10 protein-coding genes are annotated in these 12713 nt (G+C 69.2%); 5 read left to right on the top strand and 5 right to left on the bottom strand.

All coding sequences use genetic code 11. The features are described 5' to 3' along the window. Positions 1 to 125: 125 nt before the first annotated feature. Positions 126 to 1604: a serine/threonine protein kinase gene (locus KEG57_RS07600; protein WP_272417381.1), complete on the bottom strand. Its 1479-nt coding sequence runs from the start codon at positions 1602 to 1604 to the stop codon at positions 126 to 128. 167 nt (positions 1605 to 1771) lie between these two features. On the opposite strand from KEG57_RS07600, the gene KEG57_RS07605 reads away from it, so the two are divergent. Then, positions 1772 to 2974: an exo-beta-N-acetylmuramidase NamZ family protein gene (locus tag KEG57_RS07605; RefSeq protein ID WP_272417382.1), complete on the top strand. Its 1203-nt coding sequence runs from the start codon at positions 1772 to 1774 to the stop codon at positions 2972 to 2974. A gap of 81 nt (positions 2975 to 3055) precedes the next feature. After that, positions 3056 to 3694, top strand: a complete 639-nt coding sequence (locus KEG57_RS07610; RefSeq protein ID WP_272417383.1) for a hypothetical protein — start codon at positions 3056 to 3058, stop codon at positions 3692 to 3694. 4 nt (positions 3695 to 3698) lie between these two features. Here the strand turns inward: KEG57_RS07610 and KEG57_RS07615 are convergent, their stop codons facing one another. Genes KEG57_RS07615 through KEG57_RS07625 form a run of 3 tightly spaced genes read right to left on the bottom strand, consistent with a single transcriptional unit; the run spans position 3699 to position 8202 of the window. Further along, positions 3699 to 4667 (bottom strand): GNAT family N-acetyltransferase, encoded by a 969-nt coding sequence (locus KEG57_RS07615; RefSeq protein WP_272417384.1) that lies wholly within the window; start codon positions 4665 to 4667, stop codon positions 3699 to 3701. Positions 4668 to 4706: 39 nt separating this feature from the next. Beyond that, entirely contained in the window at positions 4707 to 6434 is a 1728-nt protein-coding gene (locus tag KEG57_RS07620) for an acyl-CoA dehydrogenase family protein (protein WP_272417385.1), read from the bottom strand. A gap of 37 nt (positions 6435 to 6471) precedes the next feature. Continuing rightward, positions 6472 to 8202 carry an HDIG domain-containing metalloprotein gene (locus KEG57_RS07625; RefSeq protein WP_272417386.1) on the bottom strand — a complete coding sequence of 577 codons (1731 nt, stop codon included), beginning with the start codon at positions 8200 to 8202 and terminating at the stop codon, positions 6472 to 6474. Positions 8203 to 8563: 361 nt separating this feature from the next. Here KEG57_RS07625 and folP point away from each other — a divergent pair, with 361 nt between their 5' ends. The 3 genes from folP to KEG57_RS07640 are packed head-to-tail and all read left to right on the top strand — an operon-like array spanning position 8564 to position 11625. Continuing rightward, on the top strand, positions 8564 to 9385 hold the full coding sequence (folP, locus tag KEG57_RS07630) for a dihydropteroate synthase (RefSeq protein ID WP_272417723.1): 822 nt from the start codon (positions 8564 to 8566) through the stop codon (positions 9383 to 9385). A gap of 3 nt (positions 9386 to 9388) precedes the next feature. After that, the gene (gene cdaA, locus KEG57_RS07635; RefSeq protein ID WP_272417387.1) at positions 9389 to 10684 is read left to right on the top strand and encodes a diadenylate cyclase CdaA; all 1296 of its coding nucleotides are present in this window, start codon (positions 9389 to 9391) and stop codon (positions 10682 to 10684) included. Beyond that, entirely contained in the window at positions 10681 to 11625 is a 945-nt protein-coding gene (locus KEG57_RS07640; RefSeq protein WP_272417388.1) for a CdaR family protein, read from the top strand. Before cdaA ends, KEG57_RS07640 begins: the two co-directional genes overlap by 4 nt. 3 nt (positions 11626 to 11628) lie before the next feature. On the opposite strand, the gene KEG57_RS07645 is transcribed toward KEG57_RS07640, so the two are convergent. After that, positions 11629 to 12678, bottom strand: a complete 1050-nt coding sequence (locus KEG57_RS07645) for a BMP family lipoprotein (RefSeq protein WP_272417389.1) — start codon at positions 12676 to 12678, stop codon at positions 11629 to 11631. Positions 12679 to 12713 lie beyond the last annotated feature (35 nt).

Raw genomic sequence — 12713 nt, forward strand, 5'->3', positions numbered from 1 at the left:
TCGGGAGGAAGGTCCGGAATCGTTTCCGGAGCACGCGCGGGCGTTTCATCATAACGCGCGAAAGGCGCATGGAGTCGAGTTCTTGACAGCCGGGACGAGGGCCTCGCGTGATCCCCGAGGCGCGCTCACAAGTCGTCCGAAATGCGGCGCTTGCCCGTGCCTTTCGTGGTCGGCGCGGTGCGCGTCGGCCCCGTGCCGCGCGTGCTCGTGGCGGACGTCGGCGGCGGCGTGATGATCCGCGTGCTCCCTTCGACCGCCTCCGACGTCGGCACGGGCTCCACCGGCGTGACCGCGGGGAGCACGGCGGAAGGCGCGGGCGCTGCGGAAGCAGAGGGCGCAGGCGTCGCGGCCTCCTCGATCGGATCCTGCATGAAACGCACGGCCAGCATGATGAGCGCGCCCAGGACGAACACGATCACGAACGCCGCGCCGCCGACGATCGGGGCGAGCGCCTGGGAAGGACGACCGGCCTGCGGCTGCGGTCGTGCGGGCACGCCGGTGATCGCGGGAGGCAGGACGGGCAGCCCCGCGGGCGCCGGGCCCGAGAGGGGCGGCTGCCGCACGGACGGGGGCGGCTGGGCCTGGGCTGGCGGAGGCGGCGGGGTTGGAGGGGCCTGATGCGTGGGGAAGTGCGGCTTGCGGTCCATGATGACCGTGCCGTGGTCCGCGATCATCAGGTCGTCGTCGTCGTCCCCGGGGGCGCTCATGGAGGGCGATGGCGGGCGCGGAGGGTGCGGTGCAAGAGCCACCTCGGGGACGGCGCCGAGGCCACGTCGAGCCCGGAACGTGGCGAGCGCCTGCGCGAGGTCTTGGTCGCGTTGATACCGGACCCTTGGGTCGCGCGCCATGGCCTTGTGCACGATCGTCGCGAGCTCGGGGTCGACGTCCGGCGCGAGCCTCTTCAGAGGTGCAGGGTCCTGCATCACAATGCTGAAAAGAAGTTCATCTTCGGCGCTCGTGGCGAACGGCGCCTGCCCGGCGAGGCATTCGTAGAGGATCACGCCGAGCGCGTAGATGTCGGCGCGCGCGTCGATCTCGTTCGTGGTGCGGATCTGTTCGGGGGCCGTGTAGGGCGTGGCGTGGTCGGGCGGTTGCTTCTCCGTGATATGGGCCACGCCGAAATCGAGGATCTTGACGAGCTCGATGCGGGGCTCGTGCCCGCGCGCGAGGAAAATGCTTTCGGGGTCGAGGGCGCGGTGCACGACGGAGACCGTGTGCGCTGCAGCAAGACCACGAGCGACCTCGATGCCGATGCGGCTCGTCTCGTCGGCGTCGAGGCGGCCACGTTCGCGCATGCGTTGACGTAGCGTCACGCCTTCGCGGGGCTCCTTCACGAGGATGCGCGTGCCGCCCGAAATTTCGAGTTCGTCGAGAATCTTGTCGATGTGTGGTGACAGCGCGCCGTTCGCTGCACGTGCGTCGTGGGCGAACGAGGCGAGCGCGGCGGCGGGGCGTGTGAACCACGACGGCGCGAGTTCCTCCACCGTGACGCGTCGATGGATCTCGACGTTTTCCCCTTCGTACACGGGGCCGTGTTTGCCTTCGCCGAGCACGCGAAGGATGCGGAACCTGCCCCCGTAGATCTGGCCAATCTGGAGAGCCATCGATCGGCCCCACACTCCTCCGCGACCAAAGCCAACGTACCACGGCGCCGAAATTGTGCGCCTGCACATTAGCTAACCCCTTTGATTTCCTTGGTTTTTGTGGGTCGCCTGGTAAGGCTCGTGCTCACCCCCTAGACGACTGGCTAGGGCCGGGGTACGGCCGGAAAGTGCTCGTAGGACTCGATCGGCTCCCTCGCCTCCCTTCGGTCACCTCCCGTCTCAACCGCACGCGATTCGGCGTGCTCGCGCATCCGGCCAGCGTGGATCGGGGCATCGAGCACATCGGCGACGTGCTCGCCCGCATCGGCGCCAAGCCAGCGCTCTTCTTCGGACCCGAGCATGGCTATGGCGGCGAAGCGCAGGACATGGTCGACGTGCCGCACGCGCGAGACAAGCGCACCGGCGCTCCCATCATCAGCCTTTACGGCGATAACTTCGAAGACCTCTCGCCGCGGCCCGAGCATCTCGCGTCGATTGATGTTTTGCTCATCGATCTCGCGGACATCGGCACTCGCTACTACACGTTCGTATGGACCGCGCTGCTCGCCACGCGCGCCGCGGCCAAAGCCGGCGTGCCAGTGATCCTGCTCGACCGTCCGAACCCGATCACGGGCTCGCGCCGCGCGGTCGAAGGCCGCACGCAGGCGCCGGGTTTCCTCTCGTTCGTCGGCCTCGAGCCCATTCCGGTTCGTCACTCGCTCACGATTGGCGAGACCGTGGCGCTCTTCGCGCGCCGCGAGGGCATCCCGCTCGGCGACGCGCTCTCGATCGTGACCGTGGAGGGCTGGGATCGCGAGAAGTACGCAGATACGTGGGACCGACCGTTCGTCATGCCGTCGCCGAACATGCCGACGTGCTGCACGGCGATCGTGTACCCGGGCGGCTGCTTGCTCGAAGGGACGAACCTCTCGGAGGGACGCGGCACGACGCGCCCGTTCGAGATCGTCGGCGCGCCGTGGCTCGACGGGCATCAGCTCGCGCAGGGGCTCAGGGCAACGGGCCTGCAAGGGTTCGTCGCGCGACCCCTCACGTTCCGTCCGACCTTCCAGAAGCACGCGGGGCAGATCTGCGGCGGCGTGCAGATCCACGTCGCGGATCGGATGACGTTCCGCCCCGTCGCCACGTACACGGCGCTCGTCGCCCTGGCACGCCGGCAGAACCCGCAGAGCTTCGCGTTCCGGACCGAGCGGTACGAATACATCGACACGATCCCCGCATTCGATCTGCTCACGGGCTCGGATCAGGCGCGGCGCGCGATCGAGGCGGGCGAGGACGCGCGTTCGATCGCCGAATTCGTGTCGACGCCGGATCCGGCCTGGCCGGACGTGATGGCGGAGGCGAGCGCGGCCCTGCAAGAAGCGGCGATCTGAGCACGGACTTCCCGGGAGCACAGCTACCTGCGCCGCATTTTTGGCGCTACGCTGGAGCGTCGACCGAGGAGGCCCACCTGCATGATCACCGAGCCGGTCACGAAGGCGCTCGCAGGGTTCGATGAGGGGATCCGAAAAGACGCCGCCGCGTTCGTTCACGCATTCTGCAAAGATCTGCTCATCGAAGTGTCGATCTTCCCCGCGGAGGATCTGATCACGGCCGTGGAAGAGGCAGTGAACGCGGCGTCGGGGCGCGCGTCGTCGCCCGTGTTCACCGATCGCCTGCGCGGCATGCTGCTTGGTTATCTGCACGAGCGGATGGTCGAGCTCTCTCGCGACGGCGTGCTTCTGCCGACGGGCCTCGATGGCGCGCGTTTCGCGACGTTGTTGAACGAGCTCGAGCGGACCTTCGGCGTCGTGCCCGCGCCCGAGATGAGCGTGTACGTCTACGGGATCGTCGAAAACCGCAGCGGTCGCATGTTCGAGGTGGAGCTGCCTGGCCGAAAGGTGCAGCCGGAGACGACGCTCGATCCGAGCGAAGGTCCGCTCGGGCAACATCGAGATGCGCTCATGACGTTACGTGACGCGATCACGTCGGGGCGGATCGGGGTGAACGAGGCGAGCACGGGGTCGAAGAAGCGCGTGTCACTCGTGGGGTTCGCGCGTGTGCTGGAGAGTGAACCGATCTTCGAGGTGATCGGGCCGATGGCGGTGCGCTGAATCTTCAGAGCACGCGATCGAGATCGCCGTCGCCCCAGGCGTAGTACCAGCGGCGCGCGTCGAACACCGCGGGATCCATGCCCTCGCTCGCGTGCACCTGGAAGGGTTTGCCCTCGCGCGCGAAGAACCCGGCGCGTCCGAGGGTGCGCGCGTGCGGGCCGCGCTCGTTGAGCTGCGTCACGAGCGCGTCCGCGCCCGAGCTCGACGCGATGATCGAGAGCGCGTGACCAAAATCGTCCGGATGCGCGACGAGATCGACGAGGGCGACGCGCCCTCCCGCGCGTTCGAGCACGCAGAGGCCGAGCAGTTTGTCCCGGGAGAGGACGACGAAGGCGCGCTGCGCGCGGGCGGGGCTGTCGACGAAGCGCCACGCGTAATGGGCGGCGTCGCGCACGGGCGTGACGACGGTGTCGTCGACGGCGCGTTCGAAGATCCGATCGACGCGGGCGTCGCGTCCCTCGATCGGCACGAGGCGCGCGCCGCGAGCGACGAGGCGACCGAGCGGGCCGAGAAGGCTCTGCACGATGCGCGGCCGCGCGAAGCGGCGCACGTGGCAAACGACGCGCGCGCCGGCGCGTTCGAGGGCACGCAGGTTGTGCGGTTCGGGCGGGCCGAACATGACCTCGACACCGTCGGCGCGCATCATTTCGAGCGAGGCGCGGTGCATCGCGGTGGCGATGCCGCGACGTCGGGCCGAGGGGCGCACGTAGCCGTCGCCTCCGATCGAGCCGAGGCGCATGCGGCCGGCGATGAGCATGCGGCGCGGGAAGACCGAGGTGAGCCCGAGCGGCTCGCCGCTCCGTTCGTCGCGGGCGATCGCGGTCACCGCCCGCCCGTGCGGGTTCTGCTCGTAGAGCCAGGTGTACCTGCGCCCGACGTCCGACCCGGGCAGGTGCTCGGAGAGCAAATGCAGCACGAAGTCGCGGTGCCGTGCGTCGGCGCGTTCGATGAGAAAGCCTGGTGAAGTCGTCACGCCCGGACGCGGTGCAAAGCACGCGCCCGGCCGCCCGCGCTAGAGCACGTCGAACGGATACGCGCCATCGATGTAGGCGCGCCCGGCGATCGCCTTGCGCAGCTCGTCGTCGTTGCGCGCGAAGTCCGAGACGTTCTGCCGCAGGCGCTTGTGGGCCATGTTCAGGTAGAGCGAGCAGAGATCGATCTCGCGCCGCGCCCCGTCCTCGCCGCGCCGCTCGATCGCGCGCGTCGTGCGCGTGAGACACGCGGCCACGGCGAAGAGGTCCATCACCATGTCGGCGATGCGCAGCTGCGTGAACTGCATCTCGGCGATGTCGCGGCCATGCTTGCGCAGCACGTTCTCCGCCTGCACGGCGAGCTCGGAGACGTACTCCTCGAAGATCACGGCCTCGCGCCCGAGCAGCGGGTGCACGCGGGTCATGCGCTCTCTCCCGAGCGCGGCGCGCGCCTTGCGGAGCGCGAAATCGCTGAGCAAGCCGAAGCCCTTGATGGGCTCGCGCATGGCCTTCGCGACCTCGGCGAGCGCCTTGCCCGGCGCGGCCATGCCCGAGAGCGCGATGAAGCAGCGGAGGATCTCGTTCGTGCCCTCGAAGATGAGATTCACCCGCGAGTCGCGCAGGATCCGCTCGTACGGATACGCCTGCATGTAGCCGATGCCGGCGGCGATCTGGAGCGTCTCGTTGACCACGCCCCAGAGCGTCTCGGAGCCCTTCACCTTGCAGATCGCGCTCTCCAGCGAGTAGTCGGCGATCTTCGAGTCGACGAGGCCCGCCGTCAGGTACGTCATCGATTCGAGCGCGTACGTCTCGGCGAGCATGCGCGCGATCTTGTCCTTGATGAGGCCGAAGTCGCCGATGTTGCGGCCGAAGGCGCGCCGCTCCTCGACGCGCGCGATCGCCAGGCGGAGCAGCGTCTTGCAGATGCCGACGCAGCCCGAGGCGAGGCCGAGGCGCCCCGAGTTCAGGACCTCCATCGCGACCTTGAAGCCCTTGCCCACGTCGCCGACGACGTTCTCCCGGGGCACGCGCACGTTCTCCAGGAAGATCTCGGTCGTCGAGGAGCCGCGGATGCCGAGCTTGTGCTCGTTCGGGCCGCTCGTGACGCCCATGCCGCGCTCCACGATGAACGCGGTGATCTTCGGCTTCGCGCCCTCCTCGAGCGTGCTCGTGCGGGCGAAGACCGTGAACACGTCGGCAAAACCGCCGTTCGTGATCCAGATCTTCGAGCCGTTCAGCACGTAGGCCGCGCCGCCGTCGACCACCTCCGCGCGCGTCTTGATCGCCGCGGCGTCGGAGCCCGCGGAGGGCTCGGTGAGCGCGAAGGCCGCGATCGACTCACCCGTCGCGAGCTTCGGCAAATACCGTCGCTTCTGCTCGGGCGTGCCGAAGAGCAGGAGCGACTTGTAGCCGATCGACTGATGCGCCCCGAGCGTGACCGCGATCGAGGCATCCATGCCGCCGATCTCCTGCATCACGCGCGCGTAGGCCGCGGTGGAGAGACCAATGCCGCCGTACTCGGTCGGGATCTGCAGGCCGAACAGGCCGAGCGAGCGGAGGCCGTCCATCACCTCCTTCGGGATCTCCTGCTCGCGATCGATCTTCGCGCTGTCCACGTTCGCCGCGAAGAACCGGCGCACGCTGTCGAGGATGATCGACGTGTTCTGCCGCTCCTCGGAGGTCATCTCCGGGTACGGGAAGATCATGTCCTCGGCGATCACGCCGTGGAAAAGCGCCTTCGTGAAGCTTTGCTCGATCAGCGGGGGCACTTGCTTCTTGTAGCAAGTTTTCCCGCGAGGATCGCCGTCAGCTCGCGGACTCCTCGGTCGTCGCGGGCTTGCCCTCGCCCTTCGGTTCGGTCGATTTCGGGCCGTCCTTCGAGCTCTTGGGCTCGGGCAGCTCGGCGGGCGAGTGCACGACCGTGGGCGTCGCCTGCGCGCCGGTCACGATGGGCGTCTTCTCGGCCTCCTGCTTCGCGCTGTCGCGCTGCCACGGGTACTTGATGCGGCCGTGGTAGAGGTTCACGAGCGTCGTCGCCATGCGCGTCGTGATGATGCGCAGATCCTCGAGCGTGAGGCCCGACTCGTCGAGCTGGCCGCTCGAGAGCTTCGTGAAGATGACGCGCTGGATCATCTCCTCGAACTTCTTCTGCTCGGGCGGCCAGATCGTGCGGCTCGCGGCCTCGATGGAGTCGACGAGCATCAGGATCGCCGTCTCCTTCGTCTGCGGCTTCATGCCCGGGTAGCGGAAGTACTCCTGCGTCAGGCCACGCGGGTTCCCCTGCTCCTTGCACTTGTGCCAGAAAAACTCGACGACCTGCGTGCCGTGGTGCGTGTAGGCAAACTCGACGACGGGCTCGGGGATGCGGCCGTCGCGCAGGATCTTCGTGCCCATCACGACGTGCGCCATGATCGCGTCGGCCGAGACCTCCGGGTCGAGCTCCTCGTGCGGCGACTTCTCGCCGTGCGCGAGGTTCTCCACGAAGTACTTGGGCTGCACGGTCTTGCCGAGGTCGTGGTAGTACGCGCCGACCCGCGTGAGCAGCGCGTCGGCGCCGATCGCGCTCGCCGCGGCCTCGGCGAGGTTCGCCATCGCGCGCGCGTGCTCCCAGCTCCCCGGCGCCTCGGCCGACATCTTTCGCAAGAGCGGCTGTTCGAGGTCCGTGAGATCCATCAGTTTTTCGCGCGAAACATGGCCCATCGCGCGCTCAGCCGGATCGCGCAGCGCGCGCGCCAGGATGCCCGCGAGCATGCCGCCGCCGATGCAGCCGAGCACGTTCGAGCTCGTGCCGCGGAAGATGTCGGCGAGGAGGTTGAAGCGGCCCTCGTAGACGACGGTGAGCGCGATGAACACGACCGAGCCCGAGATGCCCGCGAGCGTGCCCGCGACGAGCATCTGCCGCGCGTGCTTGCGATCGAAGAAGAAGAGCGTGGCCGCGACGCCGCGCACGAGCAGCACCGACAGGAGGATGTTGTCGAAGCGCAGGAGCGAGGCCGCGACGAACGCGACGGCGAGGTCGACGAGGAAGGCCGTGCGCCTGTCGAAGGCGTGCGCGACCCAGAGCGGCAGCGCCGCCATCGGCACCCAGAACTCGGGCAGCGCCGTGAACAGGAGCATGCCCTTGGCGAGCGCGACGCTGCCCGCCATGAGGCTCAGGAGTCCGATCTGCGCGCGCAGGAGCCGCACGCGGTTCTGCCCGAAGCGCCGCAGGTACGCGGTGAGCATGAGGCAGACGATGAAATGGATGACGAACACCGAGACGAGCCGCGCCGTGGCCGGCGGCCTGCGCGTCGATTCGTAGGCGAAGGCGGCGCGGTGCTCGTCGTTGTCCTCGTGGAGGAGGGTGCCGCGCGGCACGATCACACGGGCGTGCTCGTACGCGAGACGGCCGGAGCGAGCGTCGCGGACGATACGCGGGCCGTAGGGAATGCGGAGCGTGACCGGCGCCGTCTCTCCGAGGCGTGGCGCCATGGAGGGCAGGTACAGCTCGAAGGTCCCGATGGCCGTGAACAGTGCCGCGAAAATCAGGCTCAGCACGAGGCCGGCCGTCGCCCCTGCTCGAACACGCGTGGCTAGCATCATTCGCTCGGGCCGCGGCGTGGCCTCGGCCGAATGCGGCCCGAGACGCCTCGGACACGCGGATCGGCCGACCGTAGCAGGCATTTCGCCGCGCGTCAGGGAGATCGCACGTGTCGCGCCACCCGAAGATCACGAACCTCGGGGCCGAGCCCGCACGGCGTCCGACTCGGCCTCGAAAAAGTCCAAGGATTTCGCGGATGGAGCGCGGCGTTTTTGCCGCACACCGTCGAAGATTGCCGGCCGGCTCGGAACTTGCTACGCACACACAATGTCGTCCCCGCTCCGCGCGCTTTTTTCGAGCCGACGGGGCGCGCTCGTCATGGGGGTTTGTAATCGGACCCCGGACTCTTTCTCGGATGGGGGACGATTCCTGGATGATGCGGCAGCCGTTGCGCATGTGCGGGGGCTCGTGATCGAAGGAGCGCACATCCTCGACATCGGCGCCGAGTCGACGCGGCCGGGTTCTTCCCCGATCGACGCGGCCGAGCAGATCCGGCGCATCGGCGGGCTGATCCGCGCGAGCGTGGAGCTCGGCGCGGTGGTCTCGATCGACACCACGCTGCCCGACGTCGCCGCGTGGGCCCTCGGCGAGGGCGCGCGCATCGTGAACACGGTCTCGCTCGAACCGGCGGCCGAGCTCGGCGCACTTTGCGCACACTTCGGCGCTTCGCTCGTCCTTATGCATTGCCGCGGATCGATGACCGACATGCGCGGCTTCTCGATGTACGACGACGCCGCTTACGGGGACGTCGTCGCGGACGTCGCGCGCGAGTGGACCGAAGCGGCCGAGCGGGCGCTCGCGAAGGGCCTCGCGCGCGAAGACCTCGTGCTCGATCCGGGGCTCGGGTTCGCGAAGAACGCGCGGCACTCGATCGAGCTCTGCGCGCGGCTCGACGAGCTCGCAAAGCTCGGCTTCCCGGTGCTCGTGGGGCCGAGCCGAAAGTCGTTCGTCGCGCGCGCGGCGTCGCCGGACGCGAGCGTGATCGCGCCGCCGGCAGAGCGGCTCGGCGGGACGATCGCCGCGGTGCTCGCGTGCGTGGCGCGCGGAGCTTCGATCGTGCGGGTGCACGACGTGAAAGAGGTGGTGCAAGCGCTCGCGGTCGCGGCGGCGATCGACGCGCGCCGGGGAGGGGACGCCTGAGCCATGCTCGACGGTCTGCTTCGCCTCTTCGCCGCGCGCCCGTTCCTGCAGATCCTGCGGGACTTCATCGACATCTTCATCGTCGCGTACGTCATCTACCGCGCGCTGCTCGTGATGCGCGGGACGCGCGCGATGCAGATGGGCATCGGGCTCTGCATCGTCTTTCTGCTCTACCTCGCGGCGAAGACGTTCGAGCTCGCCACGCTCCTGCACCTGCTCTCGTGGCTGCTCTCGTCGATCATCCTGATCGTCGTCGTCGTCTTCCAGAACGACATCCGCCGCGCGCTGATCCGCATGGGATCGAAGGCGTGGCTCGCCGGCGGGCGCGAACAGCAGTCGCGCGTCATCGACGAGGTCGTGGCGGCGGCGACGGAGCTCGCGCGCCATCGCATGGGCGCGATCATCGCGTTCGAGCAGGACGCGAACGTGCTCGAGTTCTGCAAGAGCGAGGGCATCGCCCTCGACTCGGTCGTGACGCGCGAGCTGCTCGTCAGCCTCTTCGTGCCGGAGTCGGTGAACAAGCTGCACGACGGCGCGGTGCTCATCCGCGACCTCAAGATCGCGCGCGCCGGCGTGTTCTTCCCGATGCCCGAGACGAAGGTGCTCGACGCGAGCCTCGGCTCTCGCCATCGCGCCGCGCTCGGCATCACGGAGGAGACCGACGCGGTCGTCGTCGTGGTGAGCGAGGAGCGCGGGACGATCAGCTTCTGCTTCAGCGGCAACATCGTGTCGAACCTCGACGGCCAGTCGCTCCGGCACGCGCTGCTCGGCCTCTTCGGGCGCTCGTCGCGCAAGAAGCAGAAGGCCGCCGCCGCGCGCAAGCCACCGTCCGCGTCGACGCCGGCTCCGCCGCAGCCCGTGCGCACGCCCCCGATCCCGGCGCCGGCTCCGGCCGTGCGCCCGTCGATCCCGACGCCCCCGTCGGTCGGCGCGACGCCGATGCCCGGCGCGCCGGTCCCGCCCGCCCCGCGCATGCCGCAGAGCGCGGCGATGCCGATGCGACCGGCCACGACCACGGAGATGCCGCCGGCCTCGGTCGCGGCGCCGACCTTGCGGCCGAACACGTTCGTGCCCACGGCGACCGTGCCGCCGCCGCCGCCGTCCTCGGATCCCGCGCCCACGGCCGCGGCCACGATGCCGCCGCCCGGTGTGGTCCCTGCGGGGCCGCAAGCCACGACGCCGCCGAGCACGCCTCCCAGTGCGCCCCCCGGTCCGCCTTCGAGCGCGCCGCCGGGCACGCAGCCCACCGCGCGCTCGGGTGAAGGCGCCGGCAGCCCCAGCCACGGTGACGACTCATGACGGCCAAGGACGGGCTTCGCGAGAGCGTCCGCGCGGCGCTGCTCGACAACATCGGGCTGAAGATCCTGTCGCTCCTCTGCGCGCTCGGGATCTACGCGTTCATCCACGGCGCCGAGAACGCGCAGCGCACGTTCTCGGTCAGCGTCGTGTCGATCATGCCGCCGGAGAGCGCGAACCGGCAGCTCATGACGCAGATCCCGAACGAGGTGAAGGTCACGCTGCGCGGCTCGCGCACGCAGCTCGACGACCTGCGCAGCGACGATCTCGGCACGCTCCAGCTCAACCTGCGCAGCGGGCGCGAGACGAACATCGACCTCAAGCCGAGCATGTTCCGCGTGCCCACGGGCGTGCAGATCGAGGAGGTGCAGCCGCCCTCGATCGAGCTCCGCTGGGACGACGTCGTCCAGCGCGAGATCCCCGTGCAGATCGCGCGCACGGGCGAACCCGCGCAGACGTTCGCGGTGAAGGGCGTGATCGGCTCCGAGCCCAAGGCCGTGCAGGCGCGCGGCCCTCGCTCGATCGTCGACGTCATGCAGTACGCACGCGCGGCGCCGTTCGACGTGACGGGTTTGACCGAGGGCGTCTACCGTCGGCCGCTGCCGCTCGACAAGCCGCCGAAGCTCGTGAACTACGACGTCGAGAGTGTGATCGCGACGGTCGAGATCGCGCGTGAGCTCGCAAAGAAGGAGTTCGCGAACCTGCGCGTGGAGGTCGTGGGCCTGCCGCGCGCCCAGACGACACCGCCGACGGTGAAGGTGCGCCTCGTCGGATCGAACGAAGATGTGAACGCGGTCTCGCCCGAGTCGCTCGTGCCACGCGTGGAGCCGAAGAGCTCCGGCGCCGACGTGAGCAAGCCGGGCAGCGCGTACCTCGACGTGCTGCTCGAGGTGCCGCACGTGAAGGTCGTGGTCGATCCGCCGAAGGTTCTCGTGAAGTGGTGAAAGTCAGCGCTCGGGGATCTTGATCTCCCCGCGGATCACGCGCTGCGCGAGCGCCTCGACCTTCTGCTTCGTGTCCTCGGGGATGCCCGCGGCGTGTGGCCCTTCGTCGACGTAGCCGACGGCGTCCTCGGCGAGGCCGAACGTGCGTAGCCCCGCCTGGAAGCGGCCCTCGGCCACGTCGCGGATCGTGTCGAAGACGGCGACGTCGCCGCGCTTGATCATGCTCGTCAGCACGGTGCCGGGCATCTCGTCGTGCTGATCGGTATCCACGCCGATCGCCTTCACGCCCATGTCGCGCGCCGCCTCGAAGACGCCGTGCCCCGTCGTTCCGGCCGCGTGGTAGACGATGTCCGCGCCCGCGGCGATTTCGCTGTTCGCGAGCGCCTTGCCTTTCACCGGATCGCGGAACGCATCGGGGGTCGTCCCCGCGAACCCCGCGTGCACCTCGCAGCGCGGACAAACCTCGTGCACGCCGGCGCGGTAGCCCGCCTCGAACTTGCGGATGAGCGGGATGTCCATGCCGCCGACGAACCCCACGTGGCCCGTCTTCGACATGAGCCCCGCGACCGCGCCGACGAGGAACGAGCCTTCTTCCTCGCGGAACCGAAGACCCGCGATGTTCGGCGGCATCACGCCCTCCATCGGCGGCGCGTAGTCGATGCAGGCGAAGCGCGTGCTCGGGAAATCACGCGCGACCACGTTCACGTCGGTCGAGAAGATGAACCCCACGCCGATCACGAGGTCGAAGCCACGCGCCGCGAAGAGGCGCATCGCTGCCTCGCGATCCTCTGCGCCGCTCGGCTCGAGCACCTCCGTCGTCACACCGAGCTCGCGCGCCGCGCGCGACAGGCCCTCGTACGCCGCGTCGTTGAAGCTCTTGTCGCCACGCCCGCCGACGTCGAACACGAGGCCCACGCGCACGTTCGCGTGTGGCCCTTCCGGGAGCGGCTCCTCTGCGCGCGCCGGAAGGAGCGTCGACGCGGCCGCCGCGAGCGAGACGACGAGCGTGACCACGGCGAGCTTCGATGCGGCAGGGGTGCTCCTTTCGGCCATGGAGCGAGGCTAGCGCAGCGCCACGCTCGATGGAG

It is taken from the genome of Polyangium jinanense (assembly GCF_028435365.1).